The sequence below is a fragment of the Paenibacillus pasadenensis genome (genome assembly GCF_023715725.1).
Taxonomy (GTDB): Bacteria; Bacillota; Bacilli; order Paenibacillales; family Paenibacillaceae; genus Paenibacillus_O; species Paenibacillus_O pasadenensis_A.
Genome location: NZ_JAMBOT010000002.1, coordinates 142149 through 164037, shown reverse-complemented (window position 1 = coordinate 164037; position 21889 = coordinate 142149). Strand labels below are relative to the sequence as shown.

17 protein-coding genes are annotated in these 21889 nt (G+C 53.1%); 3 read left to right on the top strand and 14 right to left on the bottom strand.

Translation table 11 applies throughout. The features are described from left to right. Positions 1–121: 121 nt before the first annotated feature. The 7 genes from M3223_RS06065 to M3223_RS06035 form a co-directional block, all read right to left on the bottom strand. On the bottom strand, positions 122–1750 hold the full coding sequence (locus tag M3223_RS06065; RefSeq protein WP_251560088.1) for a response regulator: 1629 nt from the start codon (positions 1748–1750) through the stop codon (positions 122–124). Further along, a complete protein-coding gene (locus tag M3223_RS06060; RefSeq protein WP_251560086.1) occupies positions 1747–3543 on the bottom strand; it encodes a cache domain-containing sensor histidine kinase in 1797 nt (598 codons plus the stop codon). Before M3223_RS06060 ends, M3223_RS06065 begins: the two co-directional genes overlap by 4 nt. A gap of 4 nt (positions 3544–3547) precedes the next feature. Further along, positions 3548–4918: an extracellular solute-binding protein gene (locus tag M3223_RS06055; protein WP_251560084.1), complete on the bottom strand. Its 1371-nt coding sequence runs from the start codon at positions 4916–4918 to the stop codon at positions 3548–3550. Positions 4919–5084: 166 nt separating this feature from the next. Further along, positions 5085–5324, bottom strand: coding sequence for a hypothetical protein (locus tag M3223_RS06050; RefSeq protein WP_251560081.1), 240 nt, complete (start codon positions 5322–5324; stop codon positions 5085–5087). A 31-nt stretch (positions 5325–5355) separates the two neighbouring features. Continuing rightward, positions 5356–8214: a DEAD/DEAH box helicase gene (locus tag M3223_RS06045; RefSeq protein ID WP_251560079.1), complete on the bottom strand. Its 2859-nt coding sequence runs from the start codon at positions 8212–8214 to the stop codon at positions 5356–5358. Continuing rightward, a complete protein-coding gene (locus M3223_RS06040) occupies positions 8211–9860 on the bottom strand; it encodes an SWIM zinc finger family protein (protein ID WP_251560077.1) in 1650 nt (549 codons plus the stop codon). Before M3223_RS06040 ends, M3223_RS06045 begins: the two co-directional genes overlap by 4 nt. 187 nt (positions 9861–10047) lie before the next feature. After that, positions 10048–10728 (bottom strand): hypothetical protein, encoded by a 681-nt coding sequence (locus M3223_RS06035; protein ID WP_251560075.1) that lies wholly within the window; start codon positions 10726–10728, stop codon positions 10048–10050. 231 nt (positions 10729–10959) lie between these two features. Between M3223_RS06035 and M3223_RS06030 the strand changes: the two genes are divergently transcribed. The 3 genes from M3223_RS06030 (at position 10960) to M3223_RS06020 (ending at position 12391) form a co-directional block, all read left to right on the top strand. Continuing rightward, the gene (locus M3223_RS06030) at positions 10960–11184 is read left to right on the top strand and encodes a helix-turn-helix domain-containing protein (RefSeq protein WP_028597779.1); all 225 of its coding nucleotides are present in this window, start codon (positions 10960–10962) and stop codon (positions 11182–11184) included. Between the two features lie 204 nt (positions 11185–11388). Next, positions 11389–11883: a hypothetical protein gene (locus M3223_RS06025; RefSeq protein WP_251560073.1), complete on the top strand. Its 495-nt coding sequence runs from the start codon at positions 11389–11391 to the stop codon at positions 11881–11883. Between the two features lie 67 nt (positions 11884–11950). Then, positions 11951–12391, top strand: a complete 441-nt coding sequence (locus M3223_RS06020) for a hypothetical protein (protein ID WP_251560071.1) — start codon at positions 11951–11953, stop codon at positions 12389–12391. Positions 12392–12475: 84 nt separating this feature from the next. Here the strand turns inward: M3223_RS06020 and M3223_RS06015 are convergent, their stop codons facing one another. The 7 genes from M3223_RS06015 to M3223_RS05985 form a co-directional block, all read right to left on the bottom strand. Next, the gene (locus M3223_RS06015) at positions 12476–13321 is read right to left on the bottom strand and encodes a carbohydrate ABC transporter permease (RefSeq protein WP_251560069.1); all 846 of its coding nucleotides are present in this window, start codon (positions 13319–13321) and stop codon (positions 12476–12478) included. Positions 13322–13353: 32 nt separating this feature from the next. Continuing rightward, entirely contained in the window at positions 13354–14256 is a 903-nt protein-coding gene (locus M3223_RS06010; protein ID WP_251560067.1) for a carbohydrate ABC transporter permease, read from the bottom strand. A gap of 101 nt (positions 14257–14357) precedes the next feature. After that, on the bottom strand, positions 14358–15737 hold the full coding sequence (locus tag M3223_RS06005; protein ID WP_251560065.1) for an ABC transporter substrate-binding protein: 1380 nt from the start codon (positions 15735–15737) through the stop codon (positions 14358–14360). 208 nt (positions 15738–15945) lie between these two features. Continuing rightward, positions 15946–17232, bottom strand: coding sequence for an ABC transporter substrate-binding protein (locus tag M3223_RS06000; RefSeq protein WP_251560063.1), 1287 nt, complete (start codon positions 17230–17232; stop codon positions 15946–15948). Positions 17233–17259: 27 nt separating this feature from the next. Next, the gene (locus M3223_RS05995) at positions 17260–18234 is read right to left on the bottom strand and encodes a substrate-binding domain-containing protein (protein ID WP_251560060.1); all 975 of its coding nucleotides are present in this window, start codon (positions 18232–18234) and stop codon (positions 17260–17262) included. A gap of 21 nt (positions 18235–18255) precedes the next feature. Beyond that, positions 18256–20055, bottom strand: a complete 1800-nt coding sequence (locus M3223_RS05990) for a cache domain-containing sensor histidine kinase (RefSeq protein ID WP_251560058.1) — start codon at positions 20053–20055, stop codon at positions 18256–18258. Continuing rightward, positions 20052–21665, bottom strand: coding sequence for a response regulator transcription factor (locus M3223_RS05985; protein ID WP_251560056.1), 1614 nt, complete (start codon positions 21663–21665; stop codon positions 20052–20054). The genes M3223_RS05990 and M3223_RS05985 overlap by 4 nt, the downstream gene beginning before the upstream one ends. Positions 21666–21889: the final 224 nt, after the last annotated feature.

Here is a 21889-nt window from a genome sequence, read left to right as displayed (position 1 = left end):
GAATTTGATTCGGAATCGTCGTTTCCTCTAGCAAATCAAGCGATTTCAGCGAACACTGACCTTCATTTTGTTAGGTAACCATCCCACTAACTCGGATTTTGTTAGGTTATCTATCCTAAAATCAAACCGTTGAGTTCAGCTCACCGAGCTGCTGAAGTCGGGTACGGAAATCAGTCGGATTTTCACCGGTATACTTCATGAACACCTTCGTAAAATATCGACGTTCCGAATATCCGATTTCCTTGGAGATTTGAGCGACGCTTTTACTTGTGTTCTGTAACAGCTGCTTCGCTTTTTCCATTCTCTGGCGCGTCACATACTCAATGAACGTCTCGCCGTAGGTTTGCTTAAACAGCAGACTGAAATACGAGGTGCTTAACCCGGCTCGGGTAGCCGCCTCCTCCACGCCAATGTCGCGAAACAGATTGCGGTCAAGGTACGATTTGGCCTCCGCCATCGTCCGTTCGGACTGTTTCTTTTTGTCGCTCGAACCTGCCATTCCCGCGTCAGCCGTTTGACGGATCACGCTCAGCAAGTCCTTGGCGCTGATCCGGCGATCGAGCTTGCGCCATAACGCTTCCTCTTGTTCCTTGCGAAGAAGCTGCATCTCCTTCATCTCCCGCATCAAATGCAGAGCGAAATAATGAAGCACCGGCTTGATCCTCCCCAGCTCGGGAGTTCCGAGAGCCTGCAGCCTTGCCGACAGCAGCTTCATCTCCTCATTTACATCCTGCGCATGCCCGTGCTTCAGCGCTTCGAGTATCCGCTCCGAGCCAGACCATATGACCTCATGAGAATCGTTATGAAGGGAGCTTTCTTTCGCAAAAAAGCGAATTTGTTCCGCCTCTGGATCTAGCTGCATGGAGCGGTGGACGCGTTTATACGCGGTAGACAGCCCTTTTATATCAACAAGCTCGCCCCATACCCCAGCATGCAAGTCAAGCTTTACATGACTGCGGACCTCTCCGAGCAGCTTTTCGATCCACATCCTAATCTCGTCCCGGTCAAAGCGGCGGCCCTCCTTCATCTCGGCCAACAGGCACCATTCTCCGTCCCGCATCTGAATGACAGCATGGCGAAGCCCTGTTTTTCGGGCGGATTCCCGCACAACATTGGCCACTGCAAAATTCCACAACTTACGCTCCTTGTCGCTCCATTCTCTCCAGTCCTTGGCCTCTTCGGCTCCGGCATCCATATCCAGAACGAGCAGCAAATAGGAGCAGGCAGCACGGTCTTGTTCGTCATCCGCCATCAGCCAATGGTTATGGGAGACATCCGTATAGTCCTTCAAAACGTCGAACAGAACTTTTTCATTCGCTATATCAAGCACGGCATTCAGCTTCACACGCTCGTCCTGCTGCTGCCGCTGCCTGGTGCGGCGGCTGTTCATTACCCGGGCAATAACGCCGGTCAGCTCATCGTACGGAATCGGCTTTAACATATAATCCTGAACTCCATATTGAATTGCCGTTCTGGTGTAACTGAAATCCTGATATCCAGATAACATAATAATATCAATATCCAGCTTCAGCTCACGAATTGTTTTGACCAGCGTCATGCCGTCCATGACCGGCATCCGAATGTCGCAGAGCAGCAAATCCACTTCGCCGCCCTGCAGCAGCTCCAGCGCCTCGCGCCCGTTTTTGGCTGTTGCCCCCACCTCCAGGCCTAACATTTCCCAAGGTATGACCTTTTCCAAATTGCGCGTAATATGCGGCTCGTCGTCCACAATCATCACTTTGCCGGTCATTTGAGCTCCCCCTTATTGCGCGGTATCGTGCAGCGGATCATCGTACCCTCACCAGGATTGCTGCATATCATCAAGCCGTAATGGACTCCGTAATGAATGCTCAGCCGGTCCGCGACATTTCGCAGGCCAAGCCCGCTGTGCTCTCCGTCTTCCATCGGGCTCCAGCGCTCATCCTTTTTGCCCTCGGCGATGCGCAGCAGCGTCAGCCCGTCCATGCCGATGCCGTTATCCTCCACGGTCAATACAATCCGGGACGGCAGCGCCTCGACACGGATCCGAATGACACCTGGCCTGTCCAAGCCGTCAAAGCCATGCTGGATGCTGTTTTCAACGAGCGGCTGCAGCGTAAGCTTCAAAATTCTGTGCTCCAACACTGCCTCGTCCACCTCCAGCTGGTAGGAAAACAGATCTTCGAACCGGTATTTTTGGATATCCAAATAACTGCGGACATGCTCCAGCTCCTCGTACACCGTTATTTCTTCCTTCTGGTGCATGCTTGTCCGGAGCAGCCGGCTTAACCGGCGGACCATCTGCATGATTTTGGCGCCTTCGTTCTGTGCGGCCAGCGCATTGATCGATTCCAGCGTATTAAACAGGAAATGCGGCTTTATCTGCGCCTGCATCAGCATCATTTCCGCCCGCTGTTTACGAATCTGCTCCTCGCGCACCTCGTTCAACAGCTTGCCTAACCGCTCCGTCATGCTGTTAAAGCTGTTGGCGAGCAGCACCGTCTCGTCCTTGCCATGAACCGGAACACGAATATCGAGCAATCCCTGCTCCACAAGCCGCATTTTGCGGACGACCCGGATGATTGATTTGGCGACGCGGTTTACAAAAAAAACGTTGAACAAAATGGCGGATAACAGGCATATTCCGGTAATGAGACTGACCCACTTCATAAACGCAACGTTTTCGCTCATTAAGGAGCTCCATGGCTTGGCGGAAACGAGCATCCAGTCATTGATGCCTAACCAATAACAGGACACAAGGCTGTCCGTCTGCAAAAAGTCTGCCCGTCCGCTGATGTAAGGCTGGCCGGGTTGCGCATGGGCAAAGGTTTCGCCGCTAAGGCTAAGCCCGTCCATTTCCTTCTCGCTGTCCAGCAGAACAAGCCCTTCGCGGTTGATCATATAATATCTCGTTCCGTCCGGAACGCTGCCCAGAAAATCACTCAATATCTCATCCACGCCAGACGACTTGAACTGAGTGACCATCAGTCCGAGGTCGTTGAGGCTTTCGAGGTCTTTAACCAGCCGCAGCTGTGTGAACAGCGCAAATTCATTGCCCGTCAGCTCCTGCTGCTCATACGGCCCGATCCAGAGCGGCTTGGCATTTCGGCTAACCGCCTCCGTGTAAGCGGCTTGCTGCTGCAGCTTTTCATAGCTGAGCGGCTTGAACGAGGTCGGATCGTTGCGCGTCGAGCGAAATAGCGTGCCGTTGTTGGCATAAAGCGCAATATAACTGATGGCCGGATTTTGAAACAGCAGCGGGCCCATTTCCTTTTCGGCCAGTCCGATCGTAATGAGCGAGCCCGCTCCTTCGCTGGGAACGGCATTGATTTTGAGCGTCCGCTGCACAACGGAGCTGGTCAGATTGGCATCCGTAAGCCGGTCCATCTCGTCAAAAAAATTCGTGATGTTTCGGCCGACGGCATTCATCGTCAGTTCGGTTTGTTCGTTGTACTTCTTTTCGATCACGTTTTCGTAGTACAAAAAGGACACCACGCCCGATGCGGCTACCGGCACAACGATAAACAGAATGAAAGCGAGCAGCAGCTTCGGTCTTAAATTCACGGCTCTATTCGGCTCCTCTCTCGTTCTCCCACTGCGCATCCCGGTCCGCTGCTGCGGGCTCGCTGTCCTGAAGCTGCTGCAAGCGCTGCACGATCTGCTCCGCTGTCTTAACCCCGCCGATCAGCTGCTGAAGACCGATGCCGATTTCCGCATTGATCCGAGGCGAAAAGATGGAATCAAAAGCCGGAAAGGAACGGGTGGCATTGCCCGCCACTTGAAGCACCTCGGAAATAAGCGGGTCGATGCCGGTGTAGTCGCTAAGCTTCATGGACGGCAGTGTTTTATCCTCAAGTAAAATCCGCTTTTGCACATTCTCGTTAAAAAAATTCCGTATAAACCGCTCCACCATGCCCTGCTGCTCCGTGCTTAGATCGGAAGAGAAGCCAAAACCGTTGGAATAACCGGCATTCAGCGCTCCCTGATCTCCTTTTCCGCCTGGAACGGACGGAAAGCTGAAATAACCGATCTGATGCCGATATTGACCTGCTTCATCTCCGGTCAAACCCGCCAAATCCCAGGTGCCGGTAAACAGCATCGCCGCTTTTCCGCTGAGCAAATCCTTCAACTGCTGTTTCTCCTCCTGCCCTAGCGCATCCTGCGGAAAATATCCCTTTTCCACCAGCTCCGCATAGGCCCGAAAGCCGGCTAAAATATCAGGGTCGCTCCACTTCGCCGTTCCCGAGACAATGAGGCGCAGCTTGTCCGTGCCCGCGTAACGGTCCATAATCGTATTCCACATCATACCGGCCAGCCACGGGTCCTTCGCAGACAAGGCAAACGGACTGTAACCGGCCTGCTTGATCTTCTCGGAAACGTTCATCAGCTGCTCCCAGGTTACCGGTATGCCAAGGCCCAAATCCCGAAAGATCTGCTTATTATAAAAAACCGCTTCGCTGTAACCCCCGAAAGGCAAGCCGTACACCCGGCCGTCTACCGTAAACTCATCAAGGCTGTGGAATTTCCCGTCGATTCCAAGCTTATGGATGATTGGCGTCAAATCAAGCAGCCGTCCCGCCTTCACATACAGCTTGATGTCCGATCCGCCAAATATTTCGAATATATCCGGTGTCGAGCCGGTTGCCATCTCCGCTTTCAGCTTCTGATCCCGGTTAATGATCTCGTCGATGCCCTCCAGCTGAAACTTCAGCTGCGGATTGTCCCGCTCGGTTTGATTCAGCACATCCTGCAAAATGCCAAGCCGCGCCTTGGCCGATTGCTTGATCTGGGTATGCCGGATCGTAAGCGTGACATGGCTCATTGTATTCTCCGTTTCTCCCCGGTTTTGCCCGTCTTCCTGTTGTGTGCCGCTTCCACAGCTGGCTGCAGTTATGGCGGCAGTCAGCGCAAGCAGCGCGGACAGGCTTTTTTTGCCCAATTGTGCGACCCCCTTGTCTGGCAGCTTCTGCTATTCTTTTATTATAGACAAACCCTTTGCCGCTTACAGGTTGAAAAATAAACTGTCAAGGGATAGATTTCTCTTGTTTTGTCGCATCAAAAAACCGGCCTCCTGTAAAGGAAGCCGGCTGCTGTAATCTCACCGGTTATTGTCGGCGCATGCGGCTCGCCGCTTGAGACACCGCATCGTAAAACAACTGCCATTCCGGCGGCCTTTCGGAGCCGCTCGCTTGCAGATCTGCCTCGCTGCTTGGCACGTTCGCAGGAGTCGGCGCTGCTGCGGCGGAGTCTCGCGGTTCCGCATCCCTTTTATCCGGATCGGCTGCAGGTTTATCCGCTACTGCCGGCGTTGCTTTCCCCTTATCCGCCTCGCTCGTTCTCTCCATGCCAAACCTCCTTTGCCCTGCGGTTGGTCATTTAACTGTCCAGCCATTCCCGCCGCAGGGTGAAAATCTCCCGCAGCTCATCGTTGGACAGCTCTGTGATCCACTGTTCCGTCTGGCTTACGACCTGATCGTTCAGCGACTGCTTCCGCTCAATCATTTCGTGAATCCGCTCCTCCAGCGTACCGAGCGTTACGAACTTGTGCACCTGAACCTGTCTGCGCTGGCCGATGCGGAACGCCCGGTCGGTTGCCTGGTTTTCCACAGCGGGGTTCCACCAACGGTCAAAATGGAACACATGGTTCGCTTCCGTCAGATTGAGACCCGTTCCGCCCGCCTTGAGCGACAGGACAAACGCGCCGTGAGGCTGGCTAGGATCTTGGAATGCAGCAATCATTTCGTCGCGCTTCGCTTTTGGAACGCCGCCGTGCAAATATGGCACCGGCAAGCCCATCTTTACCTGCAATGCGCTTTGCAACGCCTTGCCCATATCAACAAATTGCGTAAAAATAAGCGCGCGTTCACCCTCGGCGGCAATTTCCTCGCACATTTCCAGCAGCCGAAGCAGCTTTGCCGAACGGTCCGGAGTCCATAGTCCGCTCTCCCGCTCCTCGCCAAGCAGCAGGGCAGGATGATCGCATACCTGTTTAAGCCGTGTAATCGAGGCAAGGATAAGGCCGCGCCGCTGCATTGGTCCTAACGTATCGAGCTTCTCCAGCAGATCCGATACGATGCCCTCGTAAAGCGCTCCTTGCTCAGCCGTAAGCGTTACATAAACCTGGCCTTCGTTTTTCTCCGGCAGCGACAGCTGAATGGCCGGGTCTTTTTTGAGGCGGCGAAGCATGAACGGCTTGATCCGGCGCTGAAGCGAGGCGATTTTATCCGTGTTGCGCTCTTTTTCAATCGGCAGGATAACGGCGCGACGGAATTCAGGCAGCGTCCCCAGATAGCCCGGATTTGTAAAATCGTAAATCGACCACAGCTCGCTGAGCCGGTTTTCCATCGGCGTGCCGGTAAGCGCAATACGGTGCCTGCTGCGCAGATTGCGGATCGCCGAGGACTGCTTCGTGTAGATGTTTTTGATATTTTGCGCTTCGTCCAAGCAAAGGCTTTCCCATTCAAGAGCGCCCAGCTCTTCTTCGTCCAAAGCCGCAAGCGCATAAGACGTGATGATCAGATCCGCCCCTTCGGCAAATTCCCGAAACGCCCTTTCCCCTCTGGCGCGGCGGGGGCCGTAATGAAGCCTGACGTCCAGCCCCGGCGCGAACCGCTGCAGCTCCTTTTCCCAGTTGCCGATGACCGAGGTCGGACAGACGAGCAGTGACGGCTGGCCTTCGGAGATTCCGCCTGCCTCTTTAATAAACAGCAGGTAAACCGTGAACTGGATCGTTTTGCCCAAACCCATGTCGTCCGCCAGCGTGGCTCCAAGCCCGAAGCGGCGCAGAAATGCGAGCCAGGAAACGCCCTGCAGCTGGTAGGGGCGCAGTTCTCCCCTAAAGGTTGACGGCACCTGCACAAGCGGCAGCTCAGCCGTGTTTTGCAGCTGGTTCATCAGCTGCTGCAAATGCCCGTTCAGCTCTACTTCAGCCTTCAGCAGCTCTTCGCCGTCCTCGGCTTCATCCGAGAGCGTAATGCCGCCCTGCAGATGCATTTGCATAATCTCCTGGAAGCTGAGTCCTTTGCGGCCGCCGTTTTTTTTCATCCAGCTCTTGATACGCGAAATATCCTCAGGATGCAGATGCACCCATTCCCCGTCGATTTTGATCAGCCGTTTATTTTGAGCGGCAAGCTCCATGAATTCTTCCTCGGTCAAATCCGCGCCGCCCAGGGCAAGCTTCCAATCGAATTGCACGATTTGCGATAAGCCGAACATCGGCTGTTCCGCCGAGCCCGCAGCCGAACGAAGCTTCGCCTTGAGCCGGACTCTTCGTTTCCGCACGTTTTCCCACCAGCCGGGAAGCAGCACAATCGCACCCGCGTCAAGCAGCTTCAGACTTGCCTGCTCCAGAAACTGCCAGGCCTCCTCGTCTGCCAGCTGCCGCTTGACAGTCTCGCCGTCTGGCTCAACCCAATCCGGCAGCGCCTGTTTCCATTTGCGTTCTTCCCGCTCCAACCGTTCCTCCAAGAGAGCCAGCCAATCCTCCGGGAGCCGCAGCACCGAACCCGCAGCCGGACGCCAGCTGCCGGGGCGGCTGCCCCGGTCAAGCGGAATCCACCCGTCCTCGCCGGAGCGTCCGCGCAAAGCAGCCCGCAGTGACCAGACCCCGCTCTCATCCGGTTCGGCCAGCTGCAGGGCAATTCGGAACGGGAACGTATCCTGTTTGAGGCCAATTCCGATATACCAGTCCTCTTCATCCGGCGATCGGCGCTCCAGCGCAGGTCCGATCGAGCGCTCCAGCGCAGACCAAGCCGCTCTAATATCGGCATTTGCAGCAAGCAGCGCCTCTACAGATGCGCTTAGCCACTCGTTCATCCAGAGCTCAATGTCGGAGGCGGCATCCTTAAAGCGCCATTTGCGGTCGCCATCCTTCCAGCCCGACCAATCCGGCTCGAAGCTCCCCTCCGTCAGAGCATTCATGATTCGCTGTGCTCCGCTTAGAAGCTTCGCTGCGGATTCCGCCCATTCAACCGCCAGCATCCGCACCGGCTGCGGAGAACACAAATAATCCAGCGCCAGCAGCGGCTCAATCAGCATTTTACGCCCTTTGCCAGGCTCCTCTGCATCGGTATACTCTATGTCGCTTCCGAACCAGGATGGCTCATGCCAGGCAAACAGCAGGTCGCGGAGCCGAGCCTCCAGCTCGCCCGCATCCTCGGTCCAAAGCGTAATTCCGGCTCCGTTCCAGCTTCCTTCCACTACGATCGGTTTTGCTGCAGAAAATCCCTTCATCATCTCAAAAGCGTTCCTTTCCGCAATTCTTCCTGGAAGGCTCTCATCCGCTGATACTTGATAACCGTCCGCTCCAAATAGTTGTTCCACGCTTCGGTCCGTTTTTCTGCTCCGTATAATTTCTCCAGCTTTTTCAGCTGCTTGACCGCCATCCGGTAGCTTTGCCGGTTGCGAAGCGCAATCCAGCCCTCAATAGCCTGATGATAAAGCGGAATGAGCACGGAAGGAGCCCGCTTGGCAATCAGCCTCATATCGGCCGGGTCAAGCTCATCTGGCCTGAGTCCCATTGCCAGCTGCAGATCCGCCCATTCTTCAAAACCGCCCTTCTCCAGAAGCAGATCAGCCAGCTCCATATAGGAATAGGGCAATTTATCCATCATATACCGCTGCCATGCCGGATTATTCCGCTGGGCCAAATCCGCTTCCCGGCAAAGCCCGAGAAACGGCTGCAGCAGTCCTCCGCGTTTGCCGTCGGCAATCGCATACAAATAGTCCATCCAAACCTCAAAATGGTCCCAATCGCCGGATTTTAAACGCTGACGGGCATAATCAAGCGCAAGATCAGAAGCATTCTCAGGAGGAATCTGGCGCAGCCGCTCAACCGCTTTGCGGTCCTCCCCATGAGCCGCATCCAAATAAGCAAGCGCAGCTAGCGGAAAATGACGTTCACGCCCGGCCGGCTCCTGTTCCTGGGCTTTGCTCTGCGGCTCAGTCTGTTCATCCGCTCCTGTTGTCAGAAGATCAGCGGCCGTGAGCTTCGTTTCCAGCTCCAACCGCTCCGCTCTGCGCCACTCGTCATTGCCCAGCAGCACTGCCGCAAGCCCGAAATACAGCTGATTCCAACGAAACAGCCTCGAGTCCTTCTTTCCCGCTTGGCTCCGCAAATAGTCGGTCAGCTCCGCCTGCCAGGCCAGTGAGGCTTCGTCCGTAGGCGATGGGTCCAGCTGAGCGGCAAGCGTATAATAATGCTCAATCCATGGCTCCGCCATCCGGGTAAAGCTCATTTCCTGATAATAACGGCTGAAGGCGTCCGACAGCTTGAGCGCACGCTCAGCCTGCTCCAGTATGAACAAAATCGCGTACATCCAGTGATAATGCTGGAGCGGCTTGGGCCAGTCTCTCGCTGAGCCCTTGAGTGCGGACAACACCGGCTGCAGCGGATGCAAGGTATGACGGCAGCCTTGCCAGGTGTGGCCGTATTTCCGTTCCATCCAGGCCATCCACTCCTGCGGAGAGTCGCTTTCCGTAAGGCCGGAAGCAGAAACCGCAGCTGCGGCCGGCTGGTCCTGCTGTAGTTTTTCAATCCGGCTGACGGTCACCGGCCCGGCTCCGGTCAGTCTTTCCATCGCACGCTCCGGTTTACCGCCCGACTGCTTTATTGCAGCAAAGTACATGGCCGCCATATGTTTGCACCAGCCGTTGTACGGGCAGCTGCAATCATTGTCGTCAAATTTTAGGCCAAGCCTGACTTTGTAGGGTTTATTTCCCGTTACAACGCCAATGAGCAGCGATCCCGCCATCTGTACGGGAGAAACGTTGTCCCGCGCGGCATAGTCCCAGCCGCGCTGGATGATTTCTTTACGCGTATAATCGCTGATTTTCCGCTCCAGCTCGTTCAGAAAAGATTCCGAGATCCCGTCCGCTCCCATTGCTGTCCTCCGCTTCTCTGTTTCGGCATTCTTACCATTATACCAAAAAACACGGCAAGCGGACTCGTGCAGGGTGAATTAATACAAATGAAGCTGAGGAACGCAAGGCAGAACAAAAAAACCAGCTTCGCTTTGATGCGCATGCCGGCTTTTCTGGGATAAACATATCGGAACCATTCTGAATGAGCTATAAAGACCTTAAACGCATCTTAGAAAGCAGCGCCCAGCGCCGTTCCTGGCGTCTTTTGTATTTGGGCAGCATCCGGTACAGGCGCAATCCTTCCTCAAACGCTTGTTTGGCCTCTCCGCTGCGCTCCAAGTCCTTCAGCAGCAGTCCCATTCGATAATAACCTTCGCAGGAAGAAGATTGAATTTGGGAAAAGGTCTCGAGATGGCGAAGCGCCGCCGCTTTGTCACGGTCTGCTTTCAGAGCAGCCAACCGGAGATGGGGCTGTCCGTATTTGACGCGCGGATTTAGCTCAAGCGCTTTTTCAATTGCAGCCTCTCCTTCTTGGGGCTTGCCGGAGTAAAGCAGACTCGTCCCGTAGTCATCCCAAAATTCAGCTGATTCCTCCATCACGCCGGACTCTTTAAGCGGCTCCAGCGTTTGCAGCGCGATATTAAAGTTTTTGCGCTCTAATAGCAGTCTCGCCAGCTCCATACGCGAGCCGCTGTTGCTCGGATTGGCATCCAGCTCCCGGCGCAGCGCGGCGATACGATTCCTTCTGCGGATCGGCTTTGTCACGCTTGGCGTCAGCCCAACGAACCGCCGGTCAAGCAAATAAATAACAATCAATATTACTAACAGCGCAATAAACGGATTGCCGAGCAGCGCCCATAACAACCCGAATAAAAGCACGAGCCTCACGGAACCAGCTCCTTTCTTTAACGGCATCAATCATCTAATCATAGCATGATTAACCCTCCTAATAAAAGGAATTATTGGAAGCTGTCCAACCTTATTCGCCCATATTCCATTTTTCTGCGCCCAAATCGGAAATTGACCGCACCCCTTGGGGGAGCGATTCATAATATAAGTTGACTGTATCCCTTAACCTTGTTGTAACCCACAAAAACCCGTGCAAGGAGGGGTGACGAATTGAAAGGCTCTGACCACAAAAATAAATTTTTGCTGACTCACCGGGAGCGTGAAGTTTTCGAGCTTTTAGTCCAGGACAAAACCACACGAGATATTGCGGGCCAACTGTTCATAAGCGAAAAAACAGTCAGGAATCACATATCTAACGTTATGCAGAAACTTAATGTAAAAGGCCGCTCGCAAGCCGTAGTTGAACTGATTAAGCTTGGAGAGCTGACGATTTAGTTCGGATAGCGCTCTTGATAAACCTTCCTGTACCGAATGCGCCTGGCGTATTCGGCGGGGAGGTTTTTTAATGGGAAGGAAAAGAACTGCGGGGCTTTTTGCACGGAAGATCCTCTGCATTCAGGTCAGCTGCCGGAGTCCGCGCCTCTTTCTTTTGAATATAAATACATAGAACAACACTCATAGTAGTAGGAGGGAAGCGGTATGGGCCATATAACGGGTACCAGCAATGATCAGGGTTCCAATATCGGAGTGATCTTAGTTTTGTTTCTATTGCTCATAATCGTTAAATGTCCTTTTTATGTCATTCAACCCGTTGATGAATCTTATTCCCTAACGGCTAATCCTGGATTTTATATTACCAATAACACGAGCAATATCCGGTTAAACGTCACCCTTCTCACAGACAGCGCGTCTCCCCCGACCCCCACCTCTATTCTGATTCCAAATGGCGGAGAGAACCGAATCGAGTTGTCGGGTCAGCTTTCACTAGGAAAGACGTTAAGAGGTTCGGTCAGATATAACGCAGCTTTATCGAACAGCTATATTTCAATTGGCAACCTTTCATTCACGCTTGAGCAAACACTCACAAAGGTTGGCTACGACACCTACTTATTTTCCTCCATCACCGGCATTTCTTCTACGGCTCCGGTCCGTTGGAACACGACCTCCACTCGCTTGACGATTGTAGATGCTTAAACAAAAAAACGGCAGGTTCCGCTCATGAGCGGAACCTGCCACAAAGACTCTACTGGGAGGAACACAGATGAAAGCTGATCAGACGGCTATGATATTGATTTTATTTATTTTACTCGTTCTTGTTACTTGTTTTCAGCACATTCCCTTGTCCAACAAATCCGGAGTTGCCAGCTTGCAGTTGACTACGGGCTTCGACATTGTGAATATAAGCAGCATCACTCTATTTGTTAATTCCCTCCAAGGAGATGCCGGATATCCTACCCCTTCCAGCATTCTTTATTCAGAAGAAGGAAAAAATACAAATCATTTCGAGCTGAACATTAAAATATGGCAGTCTACCTCCGCCGATGTCGAATACATTGGAGCTGCCGGCGCAAAACTTTCATTCAAGATGAGCAACCCGTCTTCCTTTACAGTCCGGAATGCCCGTTTCACCGATGTAGCAACCTCCGGACCGATTAGGACGGTACAATACGGGTCCAAATACCTGCTCATTAGTGATATCTAAAAATACGTGCATGAAAAAAAACGCAGATCCCGCTCAAGGGCGGAACCTGCCTGAGTAGGCCATTTCGGCCTGACACTGGATTCTTCACTTCACCGCTCCAGCCACAAGTCCCGAGACAATATGGCGCTGAGCGAAAATGTATACAAGCAAAACAGGAACAATCGTAAACATAAGCCCTGCGAACAGTGGCCCCCACTCCGTTTTGTACTGCATCTCCACCTGCATAGCGGCAAGGCCGATCGGCAAAGTATAACGGGTTGGATCGTTGACAAGTATAGTCCCGACGATATACTCGTTCCAAATGTCCAGTACGTTGATGATACCCACGCTGATTAATCCAGAACGGGAGAGCGGCAGCATGACGCGGAAAAAGGTGCCGAAGTATCCCGCGCCGTCGATAGCGGCAGCTTCCTCCAGCTCTTTCGGCAGCGAACGGAAAAACCCGATGAGCACAAATATTCCGAACGCCAGCGAGTTGGATGCATAAACGAGGATGAGACCGAGCGGATTGTTGGTCAGTCCCAAATCATTGATCAGGAAAAAGAGCGGAATTAGCGCCAGGCTGAATGGCACCATCATCGACGAAATATAGATTAGATATAAAACCCGGCTGCCCAGAAACTTGTAACGGGCAAGCGTATATGCCGTCATTGAGGCCAATACAAGGCCAAGCAGGGTCGCCCCCGCCGTAACAAGAATGGAATTGCCAAAGTATTTTCCGAAATTATAGTTGTTCCATACATAACTGAAGTTGGCCCATTGAAGCGGCAGCTCCGGCAGCGCCCATGGCATATTGAAGTAAAACTGCTGATTATCCTTCAGAGCATCCGTGAACGTCCATATAAGCGGATAAATAACTGAGACGCCCCATAAAATGAGCAATGCCATAAAGACGGATTTGATTACCGGATGTACCGTGCGTTGCACCATTCCGCTTCTCCCCTTTCAATTAAGCTTGTACTTTAGCTGACTTCCACGTGTTCCTTGCGCAGAAGCCATTGCAGGAGAAGCGTGGTGACGAGCGAGGTGGTCAAAATCGCTATGCCGATGGAGGCGCCGTAGCCAAAATGCGCCTGTCTGAATGCCTGCTGGTACAAATACGAGCCCATAACCTGAGTCGAATTGTCCGGCCCTCCGGCCGTCATAATCGTCACGATGACAAACGAACCGTTTAGCGTGGTCATCATGATGTTGATGACGGAAATTTTCATCTGCTCCCAGACGAGCGGCATCGTAATATGCCTGAACTGATGCCATTGCCCTGCACCCTCTATATTGGCGGCTTCATAAAGCGACTCCGGAATATTCGTAATTGCGGCAATAAGCAAAATCATATAAAAGCCGATGCCGGCCCAGATCGTAGGGGGCAATAGCATCCAAATCGTATAGCTTTCAAAGCCGAGCCAGTTAATCGTGACCGGCTCTTTTGTGAACAGCGACAGAAATCCGTTCAGAAACCCGATCTGCGGATTGTAGATAAATCCCCACAAAACACCGATGACGACAACGGACAATACATTCGGAATGAAAAAGATCGAGCGGAAAAACGCGGCTCCCCGGATACGCAGCCGTGTCAGCGCAACGGCGAAAAACGTGGCGATGATCATGATGCCGATTACTTTGCCCGCGACCAGGAAATAATCGTTGCCGATGGCCGTCAGCATGATCGGGTCCTGAAGCAGATCCTTGAAGTTTTGCAGCCCTACAAAGTCTTTGTTTTGCGACATGCCGGACCAGTCGTAAAAGGAATTGTACAGCGCCTGCAGGATCGGATAGATCGTAAACAGGCCAAAGTATACAAAGGTCGGAACGATAAACGCCGCTATAAACAGCTTGCGCTGCAGATTGGCTCCTCCCAGCTTCATGTCAAGCTCACCGCCCTTAAGTTGTGCTATCGAAAAGCATCCCCGGAAGCGTCCGCCCCCGGGGATGTTTCTTGACCGGTTTTGTATAGGTTCGAAGCTGCTTACTTGTTTACCTTCTCAACAACCTTCACGACGCGGTCAACCCAGCCTTGAGGATCGATTTTGCCGATCGTTAATGCAACCGTAGCATCCTGCATCGCTTTGTCTACGTCCTGATTAAACGTTACCGTAGGCACAACGACCGTTGTATCCGCCGTCAAGTAAGCCGCGGCTTGTTTAACGAAGTCTGGCGCGCTGGAGCTGCTGATATCGCCCTTGATGTTGGAAGGCGCGCCGCTTAGCTCGGCAAATTTGGATGCTTGCTTGACGGAGAAAATGAACTGCAGGAACGCTTTAGCCGCTTCTTTGTTTTTCGCGTTTTTGGCGATGGCCACCGTTGCGGTCGACGTATTGGCGACGACTTTATCGCCCGCTTTTTGCGTAACGGAAGGAATAAAGCCGAATTTGAAGTCAGCCGGAACGTCCTTGCTCATCTCATTAGGCAGCCACAGGCCGTTTGGAATGTAGGCGTCTTTGTTTTGCAGGAATAACATCTGGGAATCCGTATGATTAATTGATGCAGACGCTTTGTCGATAAATCCTTTGTCTCGCAGCTCGACAACTTTGTTCAGCGCGTCCAGCACCACTGGCGATTTGAACGCTTCCACCTGGCTGTTGCCCATATCCTGCAGCAGCTTGTAGTCGTTGCCGTTTGCCGATACGATCGCCGGGAACAGGAAGGAGCTGTTGATGTAGTAAGGGTATTTGCCCGTATGAATGAACGGGGTTGTTCCGGCCGCTTTGATTGCTTCGGAGGAGCTCATGAACGTATCCCAGTCCGTCGGCTCCGTCCAGCCGTTTTTCTCGAACAACGCTTTATTGTAGAAAATGCCCCATGAGTTCAGAACCAGCGGGATGTTATACATTTTCCCGTCATATTGAGGCGGCTGTTGGGCTAACAGATCGAGAATTTTAACGCCGTCAACGTTTGTCGCCGTCTGCATCCATTCCGTCAGATCCTCCAGCTGGCCGTCCTCCGCCATTTGGCGGTCGTTCAGCTCCGGTCCGTCGATGTATACAAAATCAGGCGGGTTGCCCGCGATCCATTTCGGTTTGTTTTGAGTGTTAATTTGAGGACCGGCCTCTTCTTTGATGTTCAGATCGGGATTGGCCGTTTTGAAATCGGCGATAACCTGTTTCCACCATTTGTCGCCGTATCCGCCGACGAAATACTGAATCGTAAAGTCACCTGTCAGTTTTGACTCGCTGCCGCTATCCGGTTGAGTGTTTTCCGCTGCCGTATTCGATGCCGCGCTTGGAGCCGGTTCGTTAGCCGCATTGTTGCTGCCGCCTCCGTTATTGCCTCCGCAACCTGCCAATACAGCCAAGGACATTGCAATTGCCAACGCGCCTGCTGCTGTCTTTTTTACGGTAAACGTCATCTGGCATAACCCTCCCTTTCATTTCTCGTCCGAAGTCCGGATTGGACTGTATCCCTGCACCGGCCCGGCTTCTAGTTGTATCTTAATCGGAATCTCGAATCGTCTCTATGGAATATCTTCCATAAAATCTTTAGAATTTTATGATTTAATCAAAACATCCGGCCTCGCTTCGAGACCGGATGTCGGTGCAATCGGTACGTTAATTTCGCTACCGGTATCTGTTATCCGCGCCCTCCGCTACCGATTGAAGCTCATCCAGAGCCTTTTGCGGCGAGTAACGCCCCTCCAGCACCGCGCTTCCCAGGCTTCGCGCCGCATCGATTACAATGCCCCAACGCTCCTGCTCCACCGGGAAAAAGTGAGCCTCGGACAAATCGGTCAGGTCGGCTTGAATACCCGGATAATTGACGGCTAAAGTAAGCTCACCGGTACGCGTCACCGGCAAAAAGCCTTCGTTTAAGACCATTTGGGTATAATAGCTGTCCTCATACAGAAATTCGATGAAGGAAGCGATTGCTTTCGGGTCGCTGTGTGCGGTTTTAAACGAAACGAGCACATCCTGTACGCCAAAATGGAGCGGCGGCATGCCGTCCTTAACCGGGATCGGACTTCTGCCCCACTCCAGGTCCGGAAACTCCCGAACTGCAAAAGAACTAAAAAAATTGCCGGAAATCAACATGCCGAGCGTTCCCTCACCGACAAAACGCTGTTTGTCTTCGCGGGTCGTCATCCAAGGCTCTTCGTCGGTGAAATTGGCTTCATACATGAATTTGAGCATTTCCAGCCCTTCTACGTTAGCAGGCTGATTGATCGCCCATCGCCCGTCCTTCAGCCAGCCTCCGCCCGCCCCAAAGAAAAAATAGCTCAGATAGCCGGCAATATCGTCATCCGACATTCCAATGCCAAAGCCGTTTGCCTGAGTCTCGCTGCCGATTCGGGCCGCCGTCTGTTTCAGCTCCGACCAAGTGGCGGGCGGCGCTTGCACTCCTGCCTGTTGAAACAGCTTTTTGTTGTAGTAAAGGCTGCGGACGGACGCCACATAGGGAATGGCGTACTGCTTCTCCCCAATGCGGTCCAGCTTCACCAAATACGGCTGCAAATTGCTTCGGAAGGAGACGGGAAGCAGCTCTTCGAAATCGTTCAACAGACCTTGCTCGACCAGATGGGAATAGTTGTACACATTGAGCAGATCGGGAGGATCGTTCTGGGCCAGCATATTGGTATAGATGCCGTCCATAATGTCCCACCCGACAACCTGAAGCTCAACATTTATCGTTGGATTTCTCGATTCGAATTCACGTACCAGCTTTTCCAGCATCGGCTTGGTGAGAGGACTGTACTCCGCTGCCACAAATTTGATCAGCGAGCCTGGAGGGCTGTCAATTGGCGGAGCGTCCGCCGGCAGGGAGCAGCCGCTTGTCACCGCCAATAATAGAAATCCCGCCAAAGCTACCGTTCTTCTTTTCGAGGCTGTCAGCCCGATGGCAAACCTCATCGCCGCTCCTCCTCTCCTTGATGATGGTTAATACACAAACGGGAAGAGCAGCTTTTGATGTTCCGGCTCATACATATTCGCCGTTGTCACGGTTGTGGAGGGGATGTCCACCATTTCAGACACCTTGCGGCCGTCGATAAGAGCATCTGCCGTCTGCACGCCCAAAAAACCCATGTTAAACGGATTTTGCACGATCAGCGCATGCATCTGTCCTCGCTCCAGCAGTTGAATTTCCGGAATCGAGCTGTCGAAGCCAATCAGCTTGACGCTATGCGTAAGCCCGACCTCCGCTAGCGCTCTTGCCGCGCCGCTGACGCCAACATCAGTAAGCGCGATAACGCCGGTTATATCGGGATAGGCGATCGTGAGCGATTTTACCGTCCAGTAAGCCTGCTCCTCCGAGCCGCCGACATGATACAATCCCAGATTGAACGCTTTGCCTGGAGCGAGCACCTCCTGCACTCCTTGGGCTCTTTGGCTGGAAACGACGGAGATTTTATCGTTGGTAATCAACGCGTAAACAGGTTTTTTAAGCTGCCCCGGCCCAAGACGGTTCGCCGCCTGGCGCCCTTCCTCGATATGATCGCTGGAAACATAGCTGTCGAAGGCATTTTCCAGCAGCGGGGTGTCCAATATGACAAGCTTGATTCCGTTCCTGCGGCATTCCGCAAGCTCTTGCTTCAAGCTGTCTTCCCAAATCGGGGACAGCACAATAGCGGCCGGTTTCCGGGCAATCGCCTTTTTCAGCAGCTTGCGCTGCGCCTCGGGGTCCTCCTTGCCGAGCGGTCCGTACAATTCAAGCGGAACGTTTAGTTCCTTTGCAGCGGACAGAGCTCCTGAGTGAACGGTTTGCCAGTAGGAATTGTTGATGTCATTGGTTTTCATAATGAGCGCAATTCCGCGTTTTGCAGAGTCCGGTTCATCCTCCCGGAGCCCCGACCAGACGACCAGCATAACCATAAGGAGCAGCAGCAGCGGCAGCCACAGCTTTTTGCTTCCCATGTTCCACATCCCTCGTTTCCTTTAGCGGACTTTCGGAATTTTGATCGTCACCGTTGTGCCTTCGCCCAGCTCGCTCTCCATGGAGACGCCGTAAGCCGGTCCGAACGTCAGACTGATCCGCTCGTTCACATTGCTTACTCCGATGTGATCGCGGCCGTCATTGTCCCGTGCGGCTGAGCTCATCAGAAGCTGAAGCGCTTCCTCGCTCATCCCTTGTCCGTTGTCGGAGACGCGGAACAGAATATGATCCTCGGACTGCTCCGCCGTAATCGTAATCATGCCGCTTTCGGGCAGGTTTTTGATGCCATGATAAATGGCGTTTTCCACGAAAGGCTGCAGCAAAATACGCGGCGTCCGATAGAGATGCAGCTCGCGCGGAATATCAATACGGTAATCCAGCTTGTCCCGGTAGCGCATTTTTTGAATTTGCAAATAACTTGCAATATGCTCCTGCTCAATGCGGATGGACACCAGCTCGTCGTCCTTGGCAATGCTTGCCCGGAACAGCTTCGCCAGCGCCGAGGTCATCCGCACAACCTCTTCGTGTTTTTGCTGCTCCGCCATCCATATGATCGAGTCGAGCGTGTTATAAAGAAAATGAGGATTTATTTGCGATTGCAGCAGCCGCAGCTCCGTGCGCCGCTTCGTTTCTTCGGTTTGAATCCGCTCGTCCATCAGCCGCTGAGTCTGACCGACCATCATATTAAATGCCCGTCCCAGCTGGCCGATTTCACTCGTTTTCTCCACTTCGGCCCTGACCTGGAAATTGCCCCGTTCGACCTGCCGCATAACCGATTGCAGTCTGCGGATCGGCCTCGTTATGCGGTGGGTGAGCAGAAAAGAAATGAGGATGGTCACCGCAAGCGCGGCAGCCGCCCAAAGCAGGAACGAATTCCGCATCTGATCGCGATTGGCAATCAGCTCGTTCTGATAAGCAACGCCGACGATTTTCCAGCCGAAATTGCTATCCTGAACGGAATAGATTTTTTTGCTGTCCCCGTCCTCAACAACAAAGCTGTTTTCCCCGCTCGACATCACCCTGCCGATCGGCTCCGTGCGCAAATTGCTGTATAACAGCTGCTGCTGGGGATGATACACAACGTTTCCCTGACCGTCGACGATAAACACATAACCTTTGGATCCAAGCTTGACCCCTCGGCAAATTTCGTTAATTACGTTAAGTTTAAGATTGACGAGCGCGATGCCCTGTCCCGATAAGCTGCTGCTGTTTTTGAGCTCCCGGCTGAGCGACACGACCCACTGGTAGTCCCCCTCGACAACATTTTGCACATGCGGAGACGAAATGAAGGACTTGCCGCCGGCCAAAGTCGCCCCCTGGTACCATTCCTGATCTTCAAGCTGCACATTTGGATTCAGAATCATCTGTTTGCGGTCGGATACGTTGCGCCCGTTATACCCAAACACCATAATGGACGCGATATCCTTGCGCATATACATCAGTGACTGGAACAGGCTGGAGATGTTTTTTTCGTAGGTGTGAACCTCTTCCCGGCTTATGAAAGGATTGTCTGAAATATAATATTTGACGTCCTTGCTGGTGAAAATAAGGAGCGAGATGTTTTCCATGCTGTCTATGTAGGACTGGATATTTTGGCCGACCTGTTGAATAACCTCTTCCATATAATCTTCCGAATTCGTGAGCACCGCATCTTCGGACAGGCTGTAGCTAATCCAGCTTGTCACACCGATCGCGATCAGAATGAGGATGGAAAAGGCAACTGAGATCCAGCCATGAATCGTGTTCAACCCATTAAATCGGCGCCGCAGCCATGCAAGAAGGCCGACCCCGCCGCGTCTCATCGGTTATCCTTCGTTTGCAGCTCGCGATATTCGCGCATCGTCTGGCCGACATGTTTTTTGAAGCACAGACTGAAATAGTTGGGGTCGCTGTAGCCGACTCGAGCGGCAATTTCGTAAAATTTCAGCGAGGTATCTTCAAGCAGCTCCTTCGCCTTGGTCATCCGGTAACGGGTTAAATATTCGACAAACGTCTCGCCAGTTTCCTGTTTGAACATTTGACTGAAATAGCTGGTGCTCATCATCACGTAGCGGCAAATATCCTGCAAGGATATGCGCTCCTCCGCGTAATTTTCTTCTATGTACAGCAAAGCCCTTCCGATCTGGCTGCGGTTCAGCCGGTTGCGGTGGTCAGCTGCCGCAAGTCCAGCGGCTGAGGCGACGCCGGATAACCAATCGCCGACCTCGTCCAGCGTTCCAAGCCGGTACACCTCGGTAAACAGCACCGGACTTCCGCTTTCCAATCCGCCATCGCCAACGCCAATTTCCTGCATAATGCTCATCATCTGCACGAGCGCCTTTTGGATTTCCAGCTGGCAAGCCTGAAGCGGCGCGCGGGACTGCCTCAAGCGCTCCACAAATCGGCCGATCAGCTCCGTAATTTCAGGAGAGGCTCCCGATCTGAGCGCAGCGCCAAACGAACGGCTCCATTCCTCTCCCATGGCAGGCGTTGAAGCAAAGGCGCCTTCTAAATCGATAATGCTGAGCACGCGGTTTTTGCCGTACTGAAATCGGTAATCGAGCGCTGTTGAAGCGCTGCGGTAACCGTCCGGAAGCTCCTCCATCGTTTCGGCCGTCCTGCCGATTCCGGCTGTCACCGTATAACCAAGATAACGTTCGATTCCGTAACGCGCTTCCTCCGCGATTCGGGCCGCCCGCTCGTGCAGCAGCTCAGCCGGGCCCCCGCTAAAAATGGCCGCAATCCGGTCCTCGCGAGTGCGGAATACCGCGCCGTGCTCGCGCTGCACAATTTCCTCAATAATGTTGTAGCCTGCAAAACGCAGCAGCTCCCGGTCCGGCTCGGCATCGGAACGAAGCGTATTGTCGTCGTAATCGAACAGAGCTACAAGCAGCGGAGCCTCCAGCCGCGGCAGGCCAAAATAATCAAGCCGCTCGTTCGCCGCCTTTGCTCCCGCGCCGTGTACGGCAAGCCGCTCCAGAAACCTTTCCCGCAGCAGCGGGAGGCTTTGGTTGAGCTGGCTTCGCAACCGGCTGAGATCTTCCTTTTGCCGCTTCTCCTCATCCATTTGTGCGCGGACCCGGTCAAGCAGCTCTCTCGTTTCAAACGCGGTAATCGGCTTGAGAATAAAGTCATGCACCTTGAGGCGCAGCGCCTGCTGGGCGTAATCGAATTGGTCGTAACCTGTGACAATAATAATTTTAATGTAGGGAAATTGATCGGCGATTCTGGCGGCAAGCTCGAGCCCGTCGATATGCGGCATATTGATGTCTGTAATGACCAGATCCGGCTTTAATTGCTGAACCGCTTCCAGCGCTTCGCGGCCGTTCGTACAGTCGCCGATCAGCTCAAAGCCGTGGCGGTTCCAGTCAATTGTATTCATCAGGCCTTCGCGGAAGACGGCTTCATCATCGGCAATAATGAGCTTGTACATGCTGCTGCCTCCTGGCGAAAAATTAGATTGGTACCGCTTTCGGCCCATATGTCATTCATACTGATAGCACTTGCTGTTTTTGTCAATGATAAGGGGGATGGCGGGCTTATTGCTCAGAAGCATTATACGAAAAAGGAAATTCCGCTGCGCCCAAAGGCCGGCCCTCCGATCGCTGTTGACCTCGGATTCCTCTGAATTTGTACCGCTTAAGCGGTGGGATTCCG

Excerpts from the sequence above, each read along its gene's own strand:
- M3223_RS06015 (WP_251560069.1), bottom strand. The coding sequence starts at position 13,321 with ATGGTGCAACGCACGGTACATCCGGTAATCAAATCCGTCTTTATGGCA.
- M3223_RS06025 (WP_251560073.1), top strand. The coding sequence starts at position 11,389 with ATGGGCCATATAACGGGTACCAGCAATGATCAGGGTTCCAATATCGGA.
- M3223_RS06000 (WP_251560063.1), bottom strand. The coding sequence starts at position 17,232 with ATGAGGTTTGCCATCGGGCTGACAGCCTCGAAAAGAAGAACGGTAGCT.
- M3223_RS05995 (WP_251560060.1), bottom strand. The coding sequence starts at position 18,234 with ATGGGAAGCAAAAAGCTGTGGCTGCCGCTGCTGCTGCTCCTTATGGTT.
- M3223_RS05985 (WP_251560056.1), bottom strand. The coding sequence starts at position 21,665 with ATGTACAAGCTCATTATTGCCGATGATGAAGCCGTCTTCCGCGAAGGC.
- M3223_RS06040 (WP_251560077.1), bottom strand. The coding sequence starts at position 9,860 with ATGGGAGCGGACGGGATCTCGGAATCTTTTCTGAACGAGCTGGAGCGG.
- M3223_RS05990 (WP_251560058.1), bottom strand. The coding sequence starts at position 20,055 with ATGAGACGCGGCGGGGTCGGCCTTCTTGCATGGCTGCGGCGCCGATTT.
- M3223_RS06045 (WP_251560079.1), bottom strand. The coding sequence starts at position 8,214 with ATGATGAAGGGATTTTCTGCAGCAAAACCGATCGTAGTGGAAGGAAGC.
- M3223_RS06010 (WP_251560067.1), bottom strand. The coding sequence starts at position 14,256 with ATGAAGCTGGGAGGAGCCAATCTGCAGCGCAAGCTGTTTATAGCGGCG.
- M3223_RS06050 (WP_251560081.1), bottom strand. The coding sequence starts at position 5,324 with ATGGAGAGAACGAGCGAGGCGGATAAGGGGAAAGCAACGCCGGCAGTA.
- M3223_RS06005 (WP_251560065.1), bottom strand. The coding sequence starts at position 15,737 with ATGACGTTTACCGTAAAAAAGACAGCAGCAGGCGCGTTGGCAATTGCA.
- M3223_RS06020 (WP_251560071.1), top strand. The coding sequence starts at position 11,951 with ATGAAAGCTGATCAGACGGCTATGATATTGATTTTATTTATTTTACTC.
- M3223_RS06065 (WP_251560088.1), bottom strand. The coding sequence starts at position 1,750 with ATGACCGGCAAAGTGATGATTGTGGACGACGAGCCGCATATTACGCGC.